Origin of the sequence: Pseudidiomarina insulisalsae (assembly GCF_003987065.1) — a bacterium.
GTDB lineage: Bacteria > Pseudomonadota > Gammaproteobacteria > Enterobacterales > Alteromonadaceae > Pseudidiomarina > Pseudidiomarina insulisalsae.
Map to the genome: position 1 here is coordinate 161,858 of NZ_PIPY01000001.1, position 20,302 is coordinate 182,159.

The window sequence follows — 20,302 nt, forward strand, 5'->3', positions numbered from 1 at the left end:
CTTTTATGACTGAGTCATTTCGCAGTATCTGCGTCTATTGTGGTGCGAATCCGGGATTTAGCCCAATCTACAAAGATGCCGCTTTGGCACTGGCCGATGTGTTGACAGCGCAGAACATTACCCTGGTGTACGGCGGTTCCAGCGTTGGCCTGATGGGGGTGCTGGCCGACCGGGTGCTTGCCAACGGCGGTAAAGTTATTGGCGTCATTCCTCAGGCGCTGGTCGACAAAGAACTCGCGCATGGCGGGCTGACGCAACTGCATGTGGTCGACTCCATGCATGCCCGTAAAGCGAAAATGGCCGAATTAGCCGAGGGCTTTATTGCCTTACCAGGCGGCATGGGCACCCTGGAAGAGTTATTCGAGATGCTGACCTGGGCTCAACTCGGATTTCACCAGAAGTGCTGTGCCGTACTCAATGTTGACGGCTACTATGACGGGCTTATCAGCTTCCTGGAAGGCGCTGTTTCACAGGGCTTCATTCGCGACGAGCACCGCCATTTACTGTTGAACCATGACGACCCGCATACCCTGATTGAGCTGATGGCCGCTTACGAGCCACCTCAGCAACCTAAGTGGATCACCGCGGACGAAACCTAATTCTGTAAGGAGCTGTTATGCGCTTAGTTACGCTTACCTTTCTACTCGCGCTGCTTTGCAGTTTGCCGCTGGCGGCGCAGGAAACCCATGCGGTGCCCGCTGAGCAACGCCAGTCTGTTGTGGCCGCTCTCAGTGAGTTTCTATATGGCGCTTCGATCAGCGACGCCAAAGCCCATGAGAAGTTCTGGGCACCGGAACTTACTTACACCAGTTCGTCAGGCACGCGCTTTGGCAAGCCACAGTTGATGAATGGCATGCGCAATAGTCAGCCAACGCCGGAAGACGAAGTAACGGCCTGGTATACCGCTGAAGCTATTGAGCTCAAAGCGTTAGGCCCGGCGGTTATTCTAAACTTCACGCTGGTCTCGACCGATGTTGCCAGTGGTGAGCGCGAGACCTTTCTGAATAGTGGCGTACTGGTGCAGCGCGATGGCCACTGGCAGGCAATCAACTGGCATGCTACCCGCCACGCCGACAGCGCTACTACCAACCGTTAATACGCGGCCAGAACACCAGCTCGTCAATTTTCGGTACTACATAGCCATCAAACTGACTGGCGGTGGCACAAGCATGGTTGGGAAGTATGCGTACTTTGTCGCCCACCGCCAGCTTAGGTAGTTTTGCTTTGCTGCCTTTGCGCAAAGCAACCACGCCGTGTTCCTGGCTGGTGTTGGTGACGATTAGGTCACGATAGGGCGTACCGTCCATCGCACATACCACTCCGTAACCCTGATCCAGCTCTTGCTGCGCGGTGCCACGGTCCCGCGACAGGGCCATCCAGCCAGCGTCGGTCATAATCCAGCCTTTATCAGGGCGATGGCCAATCACTGTTGCCACCACACTTATGGCGATATCGTCGAGCTCACAAACATGAATACCCGCCATCACCAGATCATGAAAGACGTAGACACCAGCGCGTACTTCAGTCACGCCAGTTAAGTCGGTAGCGAAATGCGCAGTCGGCGTCGAGCCGACACTGACCACCGGGCAATCGATACCGGCAGTATTCAGACGCTGTTTCACCGTCACTGCAGTAGCGCGCTCGTGTTCGGCTGCGGCTTCTTTGGCAGCTTTATCCGGACAATGATAGGAGCCGCCGGCATGCATTAAAATGCCTTCGAACTGATGACTTTCCTGCAAAATTCGCGCGATAGCGATAATCTTCTCATCACTTTCGCGTAAGCCAGCGCGTTCGCCGTCACAATCAATTTCGATCAGTGCCGGAATACGAATGCCATCACGTTGGGCAAATGCCACCACCGCCTGGGCCTGCTCTACGCTATCTAACAACACACGCAGTCTGACGCCGGCATGGATCAGGCGCGCCACCCGTGGCAGCTTATCCGGGCTAATACCGACCGCATAGGTCATATCAGTAAAACCAAAGTCGGCGAAGTATTCGGCTTCTTTTAAGGTAGAAACCGTGATAGGTCCCACACCGGAAGGAAACAAACGACGTACCACATCGATTGATTTGGCGGTTTTCACGTGCGGGCGCAGCACCACCCCCAGTTCATCCATATGAGCCTGCAAACGCATAATATTGCGTTGCATTTTCTCAGGATCTAACAGCAAATAGGGCGTGGTAAGCTCAATCAGATGGGTCATCGCAGCACCGTCGACAGGAATGTGAAGATGCTCTTATTATGAAAGACCATTGCGACAGCGACAAGTACTCCTGCGCGCGAGTGCGACCTCATAATGCGCGCAGGAGTAGGCACAACTTAGTTGCGGCGGCGTTTGCGGGCGCTTTTATTGCGCCGCTGCCACCATAAATAAGTACCGGTAATACCTAACAACAGAGGCGTCAGCCCCACAATACACCAGAGTATTTTCACCGGCAGTCCGCCGAAGGTGCCAAAGTGCAACCGCCGGAAGCTATCAAGCGTCTTCATTCCGACGCCCTGTTCATTCAGGTTGTAGGTGCTTTGATAGGCTCCGGTCCAGGGATCGAAGTTCACCACCGATCCGTAATTGCTCAATAACGGATTTGCTGTAGGGGCCCGGCCAAATACCGTTAGCGGGTACTCAGGTTCATAGGGGAATAGCAAATAGGTGGGTTTAAAGCCTTCAATATAATCCTGGCTTCGGGCAACCAATCCATCAATATTCAGACTATCTGCGTACAGCCGCTCGGTCATGATATGGTGCTCGGCACCATCAGCATGCTCGGTCCATTCCTCAAGGTAAATGATCGCGCTGTAGTAACCACCGGTAATACCCAGCACCAGCAGAACAGGTGAGGCCAGGGTACCGAACATTTTATGCAGATCGCTAAATACAACGAGCAGGCGTTGGTTCCAGCGCAGGGTAAACACCCGCGCCCAGAAGCGCCGGTAGATAATTAACCCGGAAATGCCCATGAAGGTTAAAAATATTGCCAGAACGAAGGTAATAATCACCCCCAGGTGCTCATCAAGTCCGTCAATATCGTTCAGCAATAAGGTGTAATGTAACTCCAGCAACCAGTCCGTCAGGTAGTGGCCAGGCTCGGTGGGCTGACTTTGTAATTCACCTGTGTAAGGGTTCAGGTGAACTTTATGCCACTCATCGGTGCCCTCTTTAATGACAAATACCCGATCGGCCTCATCGTGGCCGGCAGGAAAAATTTCCCAGGCACCAATTTCATAATCAGGTAGCTGCGCGGTGACGCTATCTTCCAGTTCGTTCAACGACAAGCGTGGGGCATCGGTAGGTGCCAGACTCGCCACCTCAGGGATTAACCAGTGGTCAATTTCTTTTTTAAAAACCAGAATGCTGCCAGTCAGACAGACAAAAAGGAAGGGGATCAAAAAGATGATCCCCGCCCAACCATGCCACTTGTGGAGAGTCTTGCGCATGGATTAAAACTTCCAGGTTAAGCTCGCCGAGTAATTGCTCGGTGCGCCATAATAGCCTTGGTTTGGCCACAACAAGCTGTTGATGTATTTCTCATCAGTCACGTTGTTTGCATTTAAACTTAACATTACGCGCTCATTAAAGGCGTAGCTGGCCATCAGGTTCAGACGTCCGTAGGCGTCCTGACGCGTGATGATTTCTTCACCAGCATTAGCATAGCTATCACCTACCAGTTGCTGGAAGCGTGAAATGCTGTCCTGCCACTGGAAGCTGGCACCTAACTTCAAGCGCTCAAATGCCGCTGGGGTATAAGTTAACGAGGCACGGAACAGATTTTCTGGCGTATAATCTGCAACAGTTTCATCGCCATCGACGTTAAACGACGTTGCCGCCACAGTACCCTGCAAGCCCGGAGCCAGTTCGCCCGCGATTTGTAATTCAAAACCTTTTGACTCAATGCCATCGACCGCACGGTATACTAATTGCGGAGCACCTGTATTTGGGTTTTCAATCGTGCCATCACCGACCGCCAGATTCTTCTGCTGCACCTGGAAGTAAGCTGCTGAGAGCAACGCACGGTCGCCAAACAGGCTCATCTTGATGCCCACTTCAGTATTCTCACCTGTTAGCGGATCGAGACGCTCGAAGTTGCGGTCAACCTGAATCTGCGCCATAAAGGTTTCGGTATACGACGCGTAGAGGGTCGTCTCATCGGTCAGGTTGTGAGTCACGCCAACATAAGGGATAAACTGAGCATCATCGCGACTCTGGTCGACGCCGTAGCCTTCACCCTCGGTAGTAAAGTCGTTGTAACGTCCGCCCACCAAAAGTTTAGTTGCGTCAGTCAGGCCAAAACGCGCCTGCGCATAAACTGCCTTTTGGGTATTATCAATTTCACTTCCGGTCAACCCGTCAGTGAATTCCGGGAATGGCGTATCGCCGTCCCACTCTTCCAATGGTGGCATGGCCGGGAAACCATTTCCTGTGTGGAAGTCATAAAGCGAGGTATCAATGTAATCAAGGCGTGCGTGGCTGGCACCGACCACCAGTTCATGACGCTGACCAAAGGCAGCAAACGAGCCGCTCAGGTAAATGTCAAACATATCTTGCTTATCATCCAGGTCATACTCACTGGCATAACCCACCAGGCCGAGCCCCGTTTCAGGGTCTAGACCGGTGGCCGGATCAGGCAGATAGGTATAGAACAAGTAGCTATCTTCATCGGTACGAACACGGTTGTACGCGGCGCGCAGTGTCCAGTAATCATTCAGTGCTGTCTCAACGTCAACAAAGCTGCGTGATTCTTCGACATTCCAGGTCGACCAGTCAGCGGCAATGTTGGTCGAAACAGGGAAGTTCGTCGGCGTGCCGTCACCATAAAATAATGTGAGCGCGCCCCACATATTGCCGTCGGTTTCGCTGCGGGTTTCGCTATGACCCAGGGTGATCAATGTGTTGTTTGTCGGAGCGATATCAACCACGCCGTAAAATACTTCTGAGCGGTTCTCATAGCGGTCAAGATAAGACTCCCCCTGATCAGCAACTACGACGGTGCGCGCGCGCAACCAATCATTGATGGCGCCACTGACGTCACCTTCAATACGTTTGCCTGACCATGAACTCAGGCTGCCTTTGACATAACCCTGAAAATCACTTGTCGGGCGCTTACGCACCAGGTTCACGGTCGCAGCTGGCGAACCGACACCGGTCATAATACCGTTAGCACCGTGCACCACCTCAATACGCTCGTACAAAGCACTGTCCATACGACCATGGGTATTGCTGTTAATTAGCGGAAGGCCTAAACCGTCAATCTGAAAATTGTTCAGCTCAAAACCACGCGAGCTGTAATAGGTACGATCGGTTTCAACCTGTTCAACATTCACCGTTGAAGAGTTTTCAAGCACGGAGTTCAGATCGTCCAAAGCAAAATCCTGCATTTGTTGGTTACTGATCACCGTGATGCTTTGCGGGGTTTCCTGAATGCTTAGCTTCAGCTTTGAGCCGGACTGTTGCTCTTCGTTTAAATAACCGCTTTGCTGTTGTCCGTAAATCTTTAAACGTTCGACAGCTTCCGTTGTTTGCGGTTCTCCGCTGGCGTAGGAAGCCAGAGAGTAAGTAGTAGCTAGTATTGAGAGCGTAATAACTGATAAACGCATAAACGAATTCCCCGTAAAAATAAAAACGCTTGAATTGCGGGGCATGTTAATTGAAATGAGAATGATTCGCAATACCTACCTCTAAATATCTAATTAATCCTTTTGCTTTACAACGAAGTAACTATACTTGTGGAGAATTTCAAAAAACCGGGGCATAAACTATGCTCTTTTGTTTAGCTGCGAGCAAAAATGTTAACTCAAATTCCTTTTTATGGCCGCGAGCGTGAGTTGCGGCAGTTGAATACGGCCGCGGCCGTCGCTCGTCAGGGTACCCCGCAACTTATCTGGGTCTCCGGCTCCTCGGGGGTGGGTAAAACAGCGCTCATACGGCAAGCTATTGAACAAAACAGCGACCATCATTTTTTAGTACTAACCGGAAAATTTGAACAATACGGCCAATATCGTCCCTATAGTGGCTGGTTGCACGCGCTGGACGAACTTGCCAACTTCGTCCACGCACAACCTGCAGAACAACGTGACCGTTGGCAGGAGACAGTGCGCAACGAGCTGGGACAACATGCCGCATTGCTTGCTGAAATGGCCCCGGCCCTGGGAACACTCCTGGCGCAACAGCATAAGTCCGCCAGCGCCGCCCATGATATTCCTCCGGCCGAAATCAAACATCAGATAAAAGCAGCCTTTTTGCGCCTGCTACGGCTGTTTAAAAAGCAAGGGCAAACATGTGTCATGGTGCTCGACGACGCGCAATGGATGGACACCGCGTCGCTTGAGTTACTTGAGTGGTTACCGACCCAACTTGATAACGTGCCGCTGCTGTTTATCGTTACCTATCGTGACAGCGCGCTGAGCGAAAGCCACCCTCTGACCTTAACCTTGCAGCAACTTGAGCAACAGTCGCGTATGATCACGCACACGATCGAAGTTGCGCCTTTTAGCCGCGATGATGTGGCGTTAATCCTGGCAGATCTGCTAGCAAGACCTTTTGCCGAGTGTCACGAGCTTTGTGAGACTCTTATGGCACAGTGCCATGGCAATCCTCTGTTTTTGTTCCAACTGCTGCGAATGCTTCAGGAACAAAATTGGCTATATACCGACGCCAACGGCCACTGGCACTGGCACATTGACTCCATCCGCGCTGCGGATGTTAACGGTTCTATCGCTGAGTTGATGCACCAGCGCTTTCAGTCGCTGGCTTCCGCCACGCAAAATTTACTCTCGCAAGCCGCCTGTATTGGTGTCGAGTTTGACGCAGCTTTATTGGCCGCCATCAATGACCGCGCCGTTACAGAAATTTCCGGACAACTCGAAGATGCGATCGTTGAAGGCTTCATACATCGTACCGAAGCAACGGGCAACGACACCTTTCGCTTCTGTCACGACCGTATGCAGGAAGCTGCTCATCAAGCACTCGACACCGAAAGTAGTCAACAGATTCATGCGGCACTGGCCTGTCATCTGCAAGCAAAACTCAGCGCCGCCGAGCGAGCTGAGCGGGTGATTGAAATAACGCATCATCTGCAATTGGCGCAACCTTTGCTCGACTCCAGCGCTGCCGTACGGCAATTAATGGAGCTTAGCCTCGTTGCCGCGCGCAAAGCAAAGCTGTCTGCGGCATTTAAATCCGCACTTGATATTTTGCGGGGCGGCATGCTTGAGCTGCCCGATAACCTCTGGGCGACCGATCCCGAATTTGCTTACGAGCTCTATCTTGAGCGCGGTGAGCTTGAGTACCTCAACCGCGAGTTTGCGCAGGCTGAGCACTTTATTGATTTAGCCATTGAAAATGAGCCTGACACCTTTAAGCGTATTAATCTTTATGCCAAGCGCATTGTGCAATGCACGCTGCAGGCGCGCTACCACGAGGCCATTTCAGTCGCCCGCTATGCGTTAGCGGAATTGCACGAAGGCCTGCCAAAAGATCGGTTCAGGCAAGAACGCGATCATGAGATTGAGCGCTTTGAACGCTTACTCGGCCAACGCTCATTAGCCGAACTTGGTGATCTTCCTGAAATGAGTGACCGCCATCACCGCGCCCATCTGCGCTTACTGATTACACTTGGTCCGGCGTGCTATCGGGCGCATCCCTCGCTATGGTCATTGTTAGTCGCACGGCAGGCCCGCCTCTGTATCGAACATGGTGTCATTGCCGCTGCCGGTTATACCTTTCCAGCCTTAGGTGGTCTTTTGATTCACTTAAATAAAGGCACGGGTCAGCATGCCGAGCAGCTCTATCAGGCCACGCAAACGCTCAGCGTTCGCCTGGGCAACCCTGCCGAGCGCAGCATGTCTGAACTGATGATGGGCAGCTCGCTAAGCCATTGGTTTCAGCCCGCCCGCCGTGCCAGCGACAATTATCTCGAGGCCTATCGAATTGGCCAACAGTCGGCCAATTTGCAGTATGCAGTTTACGGTTTTGGCCACGACACCTATGCCCGCTTTTTTCAGGGCGAGTCCATCAGCGAGCTCATTCCGCGCGTACGTTTTTATCTGGACTATGCCGAGCAGCGCGGCAATCTTTGGGGCATTGACCTGATGACCGGCGCGCTGCGTTTATTTGCTCAACTTGCCGGAGCGCAGGAACAGAAACAAATCCCCCAACGCGTGCGCGAGCTCAGCGAAGCCGACTACCTGGATGCCTGCGAGCGCCATCAGAATTTACAAGTCCTCTGTCTTTACCACGTTATGCGCATGTTCGTTGGACTACTTAAAAATGATCGGGCGCAGGCGTTAGAGAGCCTTGAACAAGCGGAGTCGCGTCTTGACTCTATCAGTGTTCAGGGGTTACTGCCGAGTTCACAGTTTCATGTCGCTAAGCTGCTGATTCAGGGTGTGCAAGGGGCAGTAGCGCGCGAACAGCTGATCAGCGCACTCGAAAGCTATCGTAACTGGGAGGCTGACGCACCAGAGAATTTCCGTCACTGGCGACAACTTTTGCAAGCGGAACTGGCCCACCTGGACGGTCAGTTTGAGCAGGCCATTGAGCTGTACGATCTTGCCTTCAAAGCGGCTGGTAAACAGGAGAACTGGTTGGCCGCTGCGGTTATTACCAAGCATATAGAAGACTTCTGGCAACAAAAAAACCATCATGCCTTTGCGACCTTATACCGTCAGCAGCACCTTTACAGCTGTGAGCGCTTTAATTGTGAACAGGTTATTGAGGCGCGGCGTCAGCAACGTACCGCTCCCGCGCAACGCAGCCAGGTACTCAGTACCGAGAGCGTCATTCATATTGTTCAGTCGCTGGCATCTTTTACCGAGCTGGAACACCTGCTGCCGGTCGTACTTGATGTGGTTGTCGAACATACCGGCTCAGAGCGTCTGGCGATTTTGCTCGAGCGCGATGGCGAGCTGCAGTTAGCCATTCGCCGTGACGGTGATGACGTCTGTTGCTTTCCCGAACCCAATCACGAGGAACCGAGACAGCAACTACCGTTGCAGGCAATTCAGTACGTCGCCCGCACGCAGAAACCCCTGCACTTTAATCAGCGTAATATTCATGAGTTCAATTTCAGTGCTGGCCGCGGCTGGCGCGATCTTGCGCAAGGTGTCGCGCTGGCTCTGCCGTTGGTTTATCTGGGCGAGACTGTCGGGGTTTTGTATCTGGAAAATCGCAGTGAGAGCTTCACCTTTGACGAGCGCCAGATGCCCATTATTGAGCTTATTGCCGCTCAGACCGCAACTTGTATCCGCACGATTGATCTGATGCAGCGCCTGGAAAACGAAGGCAAAGCACGTCAGGAGGCTGAGTTACGGATGAAAGTCGCTGATGCTGAAGTTGCGAGTCAAAAAAAGTTGCGTGACGAGATGCAAAAACTTGCCAATACCGACCCGCTGACTGAGCTTCCTAACCGGCGTTTATTCATTGCAAGGCTCGAAGAGGTCTGGCAACAAACCGTGCAGGCCGGCCAGGCGACCGCTGCGGTGCTGATGCTCGATATCGACTATTTTAAAACCATTAATGACCAGTTCGGGCACAGCGCCGGCGATGCGGTGCTAATGAAACTGGCTGAGCATTTTCATGAGGTGTTAAGGCGCGATGACCTTGCCGCCCGCATCGGTGGCGAGGAGTTTGGTATCATTATTGATGGCAGCGATTACCAACAGGCTGAGGAAATCGCCGAGCGGTTATGTAAGCGCATTGCCGAGCACAGCGTTGAACATAAAAACCAGCGCATTCGCTTTACAGTAAGTATTGGCGTAGCCCAGGTGTTACCGACTGATACAGACTATGAAGCAATTCTGCACCGCGCCGATCAGTCGTTGTATGCCGCGAAAGATAGTGGCCGCAATCAGATTTACGTCCATTCGAGTTAACAGGAGCGATACGATGCTAAAAGAATTCAAAAAGTTTGCGATGAAAGGCAATGTGGTGGATATGGCCGTAGGTATAATCATTGGCGGCGCCTTTACCACCATCGTGAAAAGCTTCGTGGCCGACATCATCATGCCGCCTATCGGGCTGTTACTTGGCGGCGTCGACTTTAATGACATGTTTATTGTATTGCGTGCCGGCGTGGAAAATCCTGGCCCGTATGTGGCTTTGGCAGATGCGCAGGCGGCCGGTGCAGTCACAGTGAATTATGGCGTATTCATTACCAACACCATTAGCTTTCTGATTGTAGCTTTCTCGGTATTCTGGTTAGTCAAAGGCATGAATAGCTTGCGCGCGAAAGAAGAGCCAGCGCAGGTCACCACTAAATCATGCGGTTATTGCTATTCCACTATCCCATTAAAAGCGACCCGCTGCCCGAACTGCACCTCGGAACTGCCGGCGGAATCAAGCTAGGGTTCTAATATGGCAAATGCGGGCTCATGCAGGCTGCTGATGTAGAGGCGTCCACCGCCCTCAGCAGCCCCGGTAACATGCGCAAAGCCGCCATTTGGATCCTGCAGGCTTTGCAATACATTACCATTGCTATCGATGGCAATCAGGTGGCTGTAGCGCTGCGCTTGCGGCCGCATAAACGCGGGCAACCGTTGTACGATTTTGCGAGCAAATGGATAGTTTGAGAGTGCATCTAAAGCGGCGCTACGCGGGCTTACCAGCCCGACCCAGAATTTGCCGTCCGGTGCGTCGTTAATGTTGTCCGGGAAGCCGGGTAGATTCTCGAACAAAGTTTCGACCTGACCGTTGTTATCTGTGCCAATACCCACGCGCAAAATGCGATAGCTGCCCGTTTCCGCCACCAGCACCCAGCGCTCGTCATGGCTTACCGCGACGCCGTTAGCAAAATGAAGCCCGCCCAATACCGTGTAGGTCTGGCCGGTTTCAGGCACATACGCGAGCAATCTTCCATTACCGGCATGCTCCATAATATCGAGCAAACTGGCCTGATAGGTGCCATAAGTGTCGGCAGCAAAGCGCGATGAAGCGTCAGAAAAGTACACCGTACCATCGGCGGCAACGTCGACGTCGTCCGCATAACGCACGGCCCGGCCGTCCACTTGCGTTACCAACAATTCAAGCCCGTCGCTCTCGGTCCAGCGCATCAGTCCCTGGTAGGCATCGGCTATCCAGAGGCTGCCCTGATGGTCGAATTCAAGCCCTAGCGGCCGGCCCCCCGTGGTGGTCAGCACGGTGAATTCGCCTGAGTGCTCTTGCCTGACAATGTCGCCACTGACCAGCCCAAAAACCGGGCGCCCGTCGGCATCCAGCGCAATGTCTTCTGGCCCGAGCGAGTCGGGCACAGCAACGGTTTCAATCTGTTGTAACCCGGCATTGGTCGCGTAAGCACCCACGAATCCCTGATCGCGTGGCGCATTCCAGGCGCGCGGCTCAATGGCGACGGGCCAGAATAGTAAATAGCCTATGACCAGGAGTACCAGGACGATCGCAGTGGGGGTCAGCGCACGACGTTTTGACATAAATTAAAGCCCCTGCAGGCTGTTTAGGAATTGCTTCACACGTTCGGCAGTTTGCTGCGGCCGCTCGACCATTGGCATATGACCGACACCTTGCATGATTGTCAGCTCAGACCGGTCGATGCCCTCAGCCCATTTGTTGGCGACGCTGGCATCCAGTATTTGATCGGCGCTACCCCAGATGATCAGCGTCGGACTCTGAATGTTGTTCAAACGACCGTCAAGTTGATCATGGTTACGAAAGTCTTCGGCAATTTGCACATATTCCGCTTTATGTTCCTGATAACGTTGCGCGATGCCCCGCAGTACAAACTCAGGAATATAGGGCGGTTCGGCCATGGTCATTGAGTAAAACTCCTGAAAGTCCTGCCAGTTATCAATTTCAAATGCAGACTGCCCCTGCTGAAACAGCTTCTCCGCGCGGCTTGGGACCGGTGCGTCAACACCGGCAGGGTCAAGCAGTACCAGTGCCTGGGTGCGCTGCGGATACATTAATTCAAAATTAGCCGCAATTAAGCCGCCCATAGAGTTACCCATTAGCACTGCTTTATCAACCTTCAGCGCGTCCAGCAAGCGTTGCAAACGATTCGCCTGTGCGCTGGGGCTGTAACTCCATTGCGGATCAAAGCCGGTGTCACCATGTCCGGCTAAGTCAGGAATAATCAGATGGTAATCGTCACCTAACTGATTGGCAAAGCGCAGCCACAGGTTCTTCGAGCCGGTATAGCCGTGCAACAGCAATAGCGTGGGAGCATCCGGGCGCGAACTCTGCCGGCGGTAGAGCGAGAATGTCAGATCGCTTAATGCTACGCGTCCTGCCTGAAAGCCATATAGGGTCGCTTCGACCCGACTTACGGTCTGGTATACCCACTGCCCGGTTGCCGGGTGAAAGGTCGCACCCCAGCCTAAAAGTACCAACACCACAATGGCAACGAACCACTTCTTCATGATGAAGCTCCGTTATGAAACTGATGATCTTGTGGACGAAAACGCCACGCTAATAAGCGATACACGAAACTAAACCCCGGAAACATGGCTGTTACTTTACCGCTTTTGCTCTGGTACCAGCTGTGACAACCGCCGGTCTGCCAAACCGTACGTGCCATATGTTGATGGATTTTCGCGGTATAACGCGCTTCGGCAGCGGCGGTGACTTCAACACTGCTCGCTTTACGTTGACGCAGCTCTGCAAGCACACGCATGATATAAATCATTTGCGACTCAATAACAAAAATTGCCGACGTATGACCAATACCGGTATTGGGTCCGGTTACTAGAAACAAGTTCGGAAAACCCGGCATCATGGTTCCCAGATAGGCGCGGGGATATGCTTCCCAGGCATCATCAAGGCGCTGTCCTTTATCACCGAGAACATTGAACCCCAACGCCCCATCGGTTGCCTTAAAGCCGGTTGAAAAAACCACTAAGTCAAGATCCAGTTGCTGTCCCTGAACGGTCACCAGTCCGGATTCGGTAAAACGGCCAATACCGTCGTGGCGGTCATGCAACTGCACATTCGACCGCGCCAGCGCGGGGTAAAGGGTATTCGAAACAATAATTCGTTTGCAACCAATGGTGTAGTCCGGCGTCAGCTTATCTCGCAACTGAGGGTCATCAATCTGCTTGCGTAAATGATCACGCGCTTCTCGCTCAGCAAATACTTTGAGTAACGTACGCGAATACTTAAACGCCAGAACCCGCCATTCAAGCCCCCAATAAATGGTCTTACGAATAAGATTGTACACCGGTTTGCGCGCCAGCAATTTCCGAAACCAGGGGGCAAATTTGCGATCGGGACGTGGCATCACCCAATGGGGTGTACGCTGAAATACATGCAGCTCTTTCACCTTGTCAGCGATGGCGGGAATGACCTGCGCGGCACTTGCACCGCTACCAATAACCGCGACGCGCTTGTGCTGATAGTCATAACTGTGGTCCCAGTTATTGGTATGAAAGCTCTTACCCTGAAACCTCTCAAAACCGGCAAAATCTGGAATAAGCGGATTACTTAACGGCCCTTGCGCACTGATGACCGAACGCGCGTAGAAGGTTTCCCGGCTGGTACGCACCTGCCAACATTGTTCATCGTGCAACCAACGCAGTTCCGTCACATTGGTATTCAATCGGGTTCTGGCCGCCAACCCGTGCTTATCTATCACCTGTCTGGTGTACTGCTCGAGTTCGGGCTGCTCGGCAAACATCTGTGACCACGGGTAGGGTTCACTCGCGAGCGAGTACAACGGTGATTGCACGTCCACTTGCGCACCGGGATAGGAATTCTGGCACCAGGTACCGCCCATAAAGCTGCGTCGCTCCAGCATGATGAAGTCATCAATTCCCCGTTTTAGTAGCTGCAGCGCAGCCGACTGGCCGCCAAAACCGGTACCAATAATAATGACTTCATATCGATGCTGCGCAAGCGTCATTAACCTATCCGTAAAAATGTAAAGAGTTGCTCCTAAATTAACTTTTTTCCTTGGTCTATTCTACACTTGTATAAACTTTTAAAAGTAACAGGTAGTTTCCGGTCTATGGCGAAAGCTTCTTCGCAAGTACGAATCGAATCACGCTTTCAAAAACTCTGTGACGACACTCAGGCAATGTCTATTCAAGGTTATCGTGCCGATGGCACCGTAGTCTACTGGAACAAGGCTTCTGAAAAAATCTATGGTTATACCTGCGAGGAAGCCCTCGGACAAAGTCTTTTTGATCTGATCATTCCCGAAGAAATGCGTGAAGACGTGGAACAGGCGGTGGCCTGGATGTTCGCCAATCATAAGGGACTGCCCCCTGAGCGCCTGAGCCTGAAACACAAAAATGGCAGCACCGTCCCGGTTTATTCCAGTCATACAGTGGTGGCCTTACCGGGTGACGAGCCGATCATGTTTTGTATGGATGCCGATTTACGCGCGCTTGAGTCGGCTGAGGAAAAAGTACAACAACTTTCCTATTTTGATCCGCTGACCGGCCTGCCGAACCGGCGCTTATTCCTCGAACACCTAACGGCTGTCGGTACCAGTGCGAAATTTGAGTCCAGTTATGGCGCATTATTGTTGGTAGATATCGAAAAGTTTCACAGCATTAATGACAGTTTGGGTTACGATGCAGGCGATCAGGTACTCACACACAGTGCAAAAGTCTTCAGCAAGCTGTTACGTGCACACGATTCGGTCGCGCGACTCGGGGCCGACGAGTTTGCCTTTGTATTACCGCAATTAGCAACTCAGGCTAACACCGCGGCCACCTATGCCGAAGAATTTGCTCATCAGATTTCCGATGCCCTGGCGACGCCCATTGAGCTACGCGGTGAGTACCACCGTGTACGGGTCAATATTGGCATTACGGTGTTCGACAGCTGCGACGTTGAAAACTGCCACCACATTATGCGCCAGGCAGATATCGCGCTTAAATCAGTAAAGGCTGACAACGATAGCTTCATCGCCTTTTTTGATCAGCAAATGGAAGCTGCGCTGCGACAGCGCCTGCTACTTTCCCAGGCACTGAACTCGGCCATCGAAGCAGGCCAGCTTAAACTGGCATTTCAAACACAGGTTAATAGATTCAGCCACTCTATTGGCGCCGAGGCGTTGCTGCGCTGGCATCATCCTGAGTACGGGGAAATTACGCCCAGTGAGTTTATTCCAATTGCCGAAGCCACCGGCGCGATTATCCCCATTGGCGAGTGGGTATTGCGCCGCTGTTGTGAGCGATTAAAGCGCTGGGAAAACATGCCCGATTACAAACATTTAAGAATTTCGGTAAACGTCAGCCCGGTACAATTTTTGCGGCCTGATTTTGTGGCCCGGGTCGAGCAGGTGCTACGTGAGACCGGCGCGCCAGTATACAACCTGCGGTTAGAGCTCACCGAGAGCCTGATGGCCGGCTCAATTGAGTTTATTATTCAGCAAATGAAGCGGATTCGGGAGCTTGGGGTGTCCATTTCATTAGATGACTTTGGCACCGGTTACGCGTCACTGGCATACCTGAGTCAACTCCCCTTAGACGAGTTAAAAATCGACCGCGCTTTTGTACACGACTTAAATACCAACGGCAAAAGCACTATGCTGGCCGAAACCATCATCAGTCTCGGCCGCAGCCTGAATCTTGCCGTTGTTGCCGAGGGCGTCGAAACAGAGCAACAGTTTGAACGCCTGCAAGATCTCGGGTGTGAATTTTTTCAGGGCTTTTTATTTAGTAAACCGCGCACTGATTTTGACTAATCGCCGTTGCCTTTAGCACCATCGGGCCGTCCGGGTAAGGTATTAATAGCGACTGTGGACAATACCACGAAGCCCGCCGACACCAGCAGACAGGTAATAAGCCCGTAACTTTGATACAGCCAGCCTGAGAGCACGGTACCTAATAAGCGTCCAGCAGCATTGGCCATGTAATAAAAGCCGACATCCAGCGAAACGCCATCGGCTTGCGAGTAAGAAACGATCAAATAGCTATGCAGGCTCGAATTAATCGCAAACAGCACGGCAAAAAGGCTCAGGCCAATAATCATACTGGCCGCTACCGGGGCCGACTGCCACAGCGCCAGCGCCAGTAAAATCGGGCTCAAGCTTAAGATGGCGCCCCAAAATACGGCTTGATTACGAGGTGCAACGTCGGCCTTTTGCGTAAACCGTGGTGCAATACTTTGAACTAACCCATAAATAATCACCCAGCCAGCCAAAAAGCTACCCACTTGCCAGTGATCCCAGTCCAGTTGGCTGGCAAGAAACACGGGTAAAGCCACCACAAACCAAACATCCCGGGAACCAAATAATAGAAAACGGGCGCCAGAGAGAATATTCACTGCGTGGCTTTTGGAGAAAATATCTTTGAACTTGGGCTTATGCTTTGCAACGCCCATCTCTTTATTCAGGATACAAAGACTAGTTACCCACACGATGAGCAGACCTGCAATCATCGCCAATAGCGCGCCGCGGAACTCCAACAGGGTCAGCAACAGCCCGCCGAGAAAGAAGCCGACGCCCTTGAGGGTATTTTTCGAGCCTGTGAGCAGTGCTACCCATTTGTACAAACGACTTTGCTGTTCATCGGGTACCAATAATTTAATGGTGCTTTTCGCGCTCATTTTGTTCAGGTCTTTGGCAATACCCGATAACGCCTGCGCACCCATTACCCAAAGCACTGTCAGCATGGAGCTTGGTACCAACAGCAACGCCAGCGCCACTACTTGCAAACCCAAGCCCATATTCATAGTATGGTTCAGGCCCCAGCGAGCACCCAGCCAGCCGCCGAACAAATTCGTGACCATGCCGAAAAATTCGTAGAATAAAAACAACATGGCTACTTCCAGGGCGCTATAGCCCAGCTCGTGGAAGTGCAACACCACCAACATGCGCAAGGCACCGTCGGTCAGCGTAAACGCCCAGTAATTGCCAGTCACTATCATGTACTGGCGTACTTCAGCAGAAAGCTGCGCTAACATGCACCTACTCTCGCCACCAGCTCAACGGCGCGATTCGCATAACCCCATTCGTTGTCGTACCAGGCATAGACTTTTACCTGCGTGTCGTTAATGACGCGCGTCGATAAAGCGTCGACAATGCTAGAACGTGGATCGGTACGATAGTCGATCGACACCAGCGGACGCTCCTCGTAGCCCAGAATACCTTCAAGCTCGCCTTCTGCGGCTTCACGCAGTAATGTATTCACCTCGTCAACACTGGTCGCACGTTTCATTTCAAACACGCAGTCGGTCAGGGAGGCGTTCGCAAGGGGTACGCGCACTGCATGACCGTCAAGACGGCCTTCCAGCTCGGGGAAAATTTCAATGATTGCCGTGGCAGAGCCTGTTGAAGTTGGAATCAAGCTCTCTCCGCAGGCACGCGCGCGGCGCAGATCTTTGTGAGGGGCGTCGAGAATGGTCTGGGTATTGGTGACAGAATGAATGGTGGTCAGCGAACCGTGTTGAATACCAATTTTCTCGTGCAGTACTTTCACTACCGGCGCCAGGCAATTGGTTGTGCATGAAGCCGCAGTAATAATGCGATGTTGCTCGGGGTCGAACAGATAATCATTGACGCCAACCACCAGATTTAGTGCACCAGACTCTTTCACCGGTGCCGAGACCACTACCCGCTTTACGCCTTGCTTCAGGTAAGCATTGAGTACCTCAACAGATTTCATCTTACCGGATGCCTCGAGGACGATATCGCAGTCACTCCAGTCGTTTTCGGCAATGGTCTTAAATTTCGTCAGTGGAATTTTGCGCCCATCAATGATCAGCGCCGCGTCCGCTGCTTTTGCTTCACGCTGCCAGCGGCCATGGACTGAGTCGAAGTTAAGCAAATGCGCAAAGGTCTCGGCAGTGCCGCCGGGATCATTGGCGCGTACTACTTCAATGTCGTCGCGCTCACTGGCAACTCGCAATGCCAGGCGACCGATACGACCTAAGCCGTTAATACCAATTTTTGTGCTCATATCCTGTCCTTACCTTGCTGTCTGATAATTTAAATTGTAGTCGTTGACAGTGTTGATGACATGCCGCATCCAGTCGGGTAATGCAGGATTTATGCGGTAATGTACCCATCTTGCGGTTTTTCGATCGATCAGAAGTCCGTAATCACGAAGCTGAGCCAGATGCCGCGATACTTTAGGTTGCGACATACCCGTGGCCTCCACCAGATCGCATACGCACAGCTCGCCATGTTGCGCAAGCAAAGAAATCATCTGCAACCGTAGCGGATCGGCCATTATTTTAAAAAAACTCTGCGGGCGGTCGAACAAATGTCCCCGATCGGACGCATGCGACAGAACGCGTAAAAACATCTCGATTCGTTCTTTAAGCTGCAGTGCCGTCCTGTCAAATAGCTCAAGAGTATTACCTGCCACAGGATCAGCAAAATCCCATGCCAGAAAGTTTTGGCTTGCGAACCGGGACTGGCACTCGTGACGGGTTCGATCACACAAGCTGATGATGTAATCGAACTGCTGGCCGTCAAACTCAGCTAAACGGCTTGAGCGCAGCCCTGATGTTGTAAACCCTAATTTTTCAAGTGCTGCAAGTGCTCTTTCGTCCGGTTGCGCGGGCTCGGTACCAGCACTTTCCGCCACGAAATCAGCGCCACCGAGTTGCCGCAGAATAGCTTCTGCCATTATTGAGCGGGCAGAATTCGCCGTACACACAAATAAAACTCGAGTTGTCATTGTCGTCTCAGGCTTAAATATTATATATATGGTATTCCGCATATATTTTCGGTGCAAGACGTTTCTCGCAAAATAGCATGATGTGAATTACGCTTAAATAGCGAATGACAGAGGGGAAATCTGCATGGTGAGCACGGAACGCAGCATTGCACTGCAGCCACAGTTTTGGCAACTTGCACGTCAGGCCTGCCTGATTGGTATCGGCGTCAACACGATCTTTTTCGGTGTTTTTTTGTACCTTGACGCACGGATTCTGGCCTGGGTGAACGTTATCAGCGTGCTTATGTACAGCTGGGCGTTTTCTGCGTTTGGCAAACGTCAGAATACGCTGGCAACCGGCCTTATCTGGACCGAAGTAGTATTACATGCAGCCTTGGCAACGCTATTAATTGGTTGGGATAGTGGGTTTCATTATTATCTGTTGCTTTTCTTCCCGGCATTGGCCGTAACCCTGCGCGGTCCTATGGCGCTGGCCGCAATGATTGTACAGTGGTGCTTTTATATCGGTCTTTATCTTTTGAGTTATTGGTATCGGCCACTACGTCCAATTTCAGATGAAGCACTGTTAGGTCTTAACTTCTTCAATTTAACGGTCGTCGTGGCACTATTCGGCTTTCTTGGTTTTTATTATGTGAGAACCATTAAGGTTGCCAACCGCAAGCTCAACACCCTCGCCAGTGTAGATGAGCTTACCCAATTGCTTAATCGTCGGCAGGTAACGGCCCTCGCTGAGGCCGAGCTGGCGCGTTCAGAGCGCAGTCAGTTAGTAGCATCGGCCATGCTGCTTGACGTCGATCACTTTAAATTGATCAATGATGTTTATGGGCATGAAAAAGGCGACCAAGTGCTTCAGCATCTTGCTAAAATCATCACGCGCGAGCTGCGCCAGCATGATCTGGTAGGCAGATGGGGCGGCGAAGAATTTATGGTATTGTTACCGGAAACGGATCTTAGCTTGGCTGAATCCATTGCCGAACGCTTGCGCAGTGCGATCGCCAGCCATGCCTGGGAGACCAACCTCGGCCACGACTTACGCGTTACCATTAGCATCGGAGTAAGTGAAAGTAAGCCCAACGAAACCTTGACCCGCCTGATAAAACGCGCTGACAATGCGCTCTACATCAGTAAAGATGAAGGCCGTAATCGGGTGACCGTATTGCAGGACCTTAGTAAAGAATCCGAATTAGCCAAAGAAGTGTCAAGATCTCAATAAAGGATGGTCAAAAACGCCATGCAGATGGTACAACGCGAACTCATTATTCCCGCCAAGTCCCGTGGTTTTCACTTAATAAGTCGCGATGTAACGGGCGCACTACCGGAGCTTACCCAAGCCCAACAGGGGCTATTGCATGTGTTTATCAAACATACCTCGGCGTCGCTGACCATTAACGAAGACGCCGACCCTACGGTGCGGCAGGACTTTGAAAGCCATTTCAACGAGATGGTTCCTGAGAACGCTGCATATTACCGTCATACTTGTGAAGGCCCTGACGATATGCCAGCTCATCTTAAAGCCAGTATTCTCGGCTCTAGCCTTACGATTCCGGTTACCGATGGACAACTGAACATGGGTACCTGGCAGGGCATTTACCTGGGTGAGCATCGCGATCAGGCTGGTAGCCGTACGCTGGTACTCACCCTGACGTATCAGTGACATGCGTAAAAAATTGACTTGTTAGAAAAACTGAACTTAACTGCCTGCAACAAGCACCTGGTAAGTTA

General features: G+C 52.0%; 16 protein-coding genes. 7 read left to right on the top strand and 9 right to left on the bottom strand.

All coding sequences use genetic code 11. The annotated features are described in order from the left end of the window. Positions 1-5 precede the first annotated feature (5 nt). Positions 6-599: an LOG family protein gene (locus tag CWI71_RS00720; protein WP_126753329.1), complete on the top strand. Its 594-nt coding sequence runs from the start codon at positions 6-8 to the stop codon at positions 597-599. 17 nt (positions 600-616) lie between these two features. Then, positions 617-1,096 carry a nuclear transport factor 2 family protein gene (locus CWI71_RS00725; protein ID WP_126753330.1) on the top strand — a complete coding sequence of 160 codons (480 nt, stop codon included), beginning with the start codon at positions 617-619 and terminating at the stop codon, positions 1,094-1,096. Here CWI71_RS00725 and CWI71_RS00730 read toward each other — a convergent pair. The 3 genes from CWI71_RS00730 to CWI71_RS00740 all read right to left on the bottom strand — a co-directional run bounded on the left by CWI71_RS00730 (position 1,083) and on the right by CWI71_RS00740 (position 5,596). Continuing rightward, positions 1,083-2,207, bottom strand: coding sequence for an alanine racemase (locus CWI71_RS00730; RefSeq protein WP_126753331.1), 1,125 nt, complete (start codon positions 2,205-2,207; stop codon positions 1,083-1,085). The two genes, CWI71_RS00725 and CWI71_RS00730, sit on opposite strands and share 14 nt — an antisense overlap. Positions 2,208-2,323: 116 nt before the next feature. Beyond that, positions 2,324-3,439, bottom strand: coding sequence for a PepSY-associated TM helix domain-containing protein (locus CWI71_RS00735; protein WP_126753332.1), 1,116 nt, complete (start codon positions 3,437-3,439; stop codon positions 2,324-2,326). Positions 3,440-3,442: 3 nt separating this feature from the next. Beyond that, positions 3,443-5,596: a TonB-dependent siderophore receptor gene (locus CWI71_RS00740; RefSeq protein ID WP_126753333.1), complete on the bottom strand. Its 2,154-nt coding sequence runs from the start codon at positions 5,594-5,596 to the stop codon at positions 3,443-3,445. 189 nt (positions 5,597-5,785) lie between these two features. On the opposite strand from CWI71_RS00740, the gene CWI71_RS00745 reads away from it, so the two are divergent. Beyond that, the gene (locus tag CWI71_RS00745; RefSeq protein ID WP_126753334.1) at positions 5,786-9,871 is read left to right on the top strand and encodes a diguanylate cyclase domain-containing protein; all 4,086 of its coding nucleotides are present in this window, start codon (positions 5,786-5,788) and stop codon (positions 9,869-9,871) included. 13 nt (positions 9,872-9,884) lie between these two features. Beyond that, positions 9,885-10,343, top strand: a complete 459-nt coding sequence (mscL, locus tag CWI71_RS00750; RefSeq protein ID WP_126753335.1) for a large-conductance mechanosensitive channel protein MscL — start codon at positions 9,885-9,887, stop codon at positions 10,341-10,343. Here mscL and CWI71_RS00755 read toward each other — a convergent pair. Genes CWI71_RS00755 through CWI71_RS00765 form a run of 3 tightly spaced genes read right to left on the bottom strand, consistent with a single transcriptional unit; the run spans position 10,340 to position 13,845 of the window. Then, entirely contained in the window at positions 10,340-11,422 is a 1,083-nt protein-coding gene (locus CWI71_RS00755) for an SMP-30/gluconolactonase/LRE family protein (protein WP_126753336.1), read from the bottom strand. The genes mscL and CWI71_RS00755 overlap by 4 nt on opposite strands. 3 nt (positions 11,423-11,425) lie before the next feature. Continuing rightward, positions 11,426-12,367, bottom strand: coding sequence for an alpha/beta fold hydrolase (locus CWI71_RS00760; RefSeq protein WP_126753337.1), 942 nt, complete (start codon positions 12,365-12,367; stop codon positions 11,426-11,428). After that, positions 12,364-13,845: a flavin-containing monooxygenase gene (locus CWI71_RS00765; RefSeq protein WP_126753338.1), complete on the bottom strand. Its 1,482-nt coding sequence runs from the start codon at positions 13,843-13,845 to the stop codon at positions 12,364-12,366. The genes CWI71_RS00760 and CWI71_RS00765 overlap by 4 nt, the downstream gene beginning before the upstream one ends. 105 nt (positions 13,846-13,950) lie before the next feature. Here CWI71_RS00765 and CWI71_RS00770 point away from each other — a divergent pair, with 105 nt between their 5' ends. Continuing rightward, complete coding sequence (locus CWI71_RS00770; protein WP_126753339.1) at positions 13,951-15,639, top strand: GGDEF domain-containing phosphodiesterase; 1,689 nt, start codon at positions 13,951-13,953, stop codon at positions 15,637-15,639. Here the strand turns inward: CWI71_RS00770 and arsJ are convergent. Genes arsJ through CWI71_RS00785 form a run of 3 tightly spaced genes read right to left on the bottom strand, consistent with a single transcriptional unit; the run spans position 15,636 to position 18,580 of the window. Next, positions 15,636-16,859 (bottom strand): organoarsenical effux MFS transporter ArsJ, encoded by a 1,224-nt coding sequence (gene arsJ / locus CWI71_RS00775; protein WP_126753340.1) that lies wholly within the window; start codon positions 16,857-16,859, stop codon positions 15,636-15,638. The two genes, CWI71_RS00770 and arsJ, sit on opposite strands and share 4 nt — an antisense overlap. Then, a complete protein-coding gene (locus tag CWI71_RS00780) occupies positions 16,853-17,854 on the bottom strand; it encodes an ArsJ-associated glyceraldehyde-3-phosphate dehydrogenase (protein ID WP_126753341.1) in 1,002 nt (333 codons plus the stop codon). Before CWI71_RS00780 ends, arsJ begins: the two co-directional genes overlap by 7 nt. A gap of 9 nt (positions 17,855-17,863) precedes the next feature. Next, complete coding sequence (locus CWI71_RS00785) at positions 17,864-18,580, bottom strand: metalloregulator ArsR/SmtB family transcription factor (protein WP_126753342.1); 717 nt, start codon at positions 18,578-18,580, stop codon at positions 17,864-17,866. 124 nt (positions 18,581-18,704) lie between these two features. Between CWI71_RS00785 and CWI71_RS00790 the strand changes: the two genes are divergently transcribed. Together CWI71_RS00790 and CWI71_RS00795 are read left to right on the top strand one after the other, a co-directional pair. Continuing rightward, on the top strand, positions 18,705-19,793 hold the full coding sequence (locus CWI71_RS00790) for a GGDEF domain-containing protein (RefSeq protein ID WP_126753343.1): 1,089 nt from the start codon (positions 18,705-18,707) through the stop codon (positions 19,791-19,793). Between the two features lie 18 nt (positions 19,794-19,811). Then, the gene (locus CWI71_RS00795; RefSeq protein WP_126753506.1) at positions 19,812-20,234 is read left to right on the top strand and encodes a secondary thiamine-phosphate synthase enzyme YjbQ; all 423 of its coding nucleotides are present in this window, start codon (positions 19,812-19,814) and stop codon (positions 20,232-20,234) included. Positions 20,235-20,302 lie beyond the last annotated feature (68 nt).

Bases quoted from the DNA above. Each gene is read 5' to 3' on its own strand.
- CWI71_RS00720 (WP_126753329.1), top strand. From the start codon at position 6: ATGACTGAGTCATTTCGCAGTATCTGCGTCTATTGTGGTGCGAATCCG.
- CWI71_RS00725 (WP_126753330.1), top strand. From the start codon at position 617: ATGCGCTTAGTTACGCTTACCTTTCTACTCGCGCTGCTTTGCAGTTTG.
- CWI71_RS00730 (WP_126753331.1), bottom strand. From the start codon at position 2,207: ATGACCCATCTGATTGAGCTTACCACGCCCTATTTGCTGTTAGATCCT.
- CWI71_RS00735 (WP_126753332.1), bottom strand. From the start codon at position 3,439: ATGCGCAAGACTCTCCACAAGTGGCATGGTTGGGCGGGGATCATCTTT.
- CWI71_RS00740 (WP_126753333.1), bottom strand. From the start codon at position 5,596: ATGCGTTTATCAGTTATTACGCTCTCAATACTAGCTACTACTTACTCT.
- CWI71_RS00745 (WP_126753334.1), top strand. From the start codon at position 5,786: ATGTTAACTCAAATTCCTTTTTATGGCCGCGAGCGTGAGTTGCGGCAG.
- mscL (WP_126753335.1), top strand. From the start codon at position 9,885: ATGCTAAAAGAATTCAAAAAGTTTGCGATGAAAGGCAATGTGGTGGAT.
- CWI71_RS00755 (WP_126753336.1), bottom strand. From the start codon at position 11,422: ATGTCAAAACGTCGTGCGCTGACCCCCACTGCGATCGTCCTGGTACTC.
- CWI71_RS00760 (WP_126753337.1), bottom strand. From the start codon at position 12,367: ATGAAGAAGTGGTTCGTTGCCATTGTGGTGTTGGTACTTTTAGGCTGG.
- CWI71_RS00765 (WP_126753338.1), bottom strand. From the start codon at position 13,845: ATGACGCTTGCGCAGCATCGATATGAAGTCATTATTATTGGTACCGGT.
- CWI71_RS00770 (WP_126753339.1), top strand. From the start codon at position 13,951: ATGGCGAAAGCTTCTTCGCAAGTACGAATCGAATCACGCTTTCAAAAA.
- arsJ (WP_126753340.1), bottom strand. From the start codon at position 16,859: ATGTTAGCGCAGCTTTCTGCTGAAGTACGCCAGTACATGATAGTGACT.
- CWI71_RS00780 (WP_126753341.1), bottom strand. From the start codon at position 17,854: ATGAGCACAAAAATTGGTATTAACGGCTTAGGTCGTATCGGTCGCCTG.
- CWI71_RS00785 (WP_126753342.1), bottom strand. From the start codon at position 18,580: ATGACAACTCGAGTTTTATTTGTGTGTACGGCGAATTCTGCCCGCTCA.
- CWI71_RS00790 (WP_126753343.1), top strand. From the start codon at position 18,705: ATGGTGAGCACGGAACGCAGCATTGCACTGCAGCCACAGTTTTGGCAA.
- CWI71_RS00795 (WP_126753506.1), top strand. From the start codon at position 19,812: ATGCAGATGGTACAACGCGAACTCATTATTCCCGCCAAGTCCCGTGGT.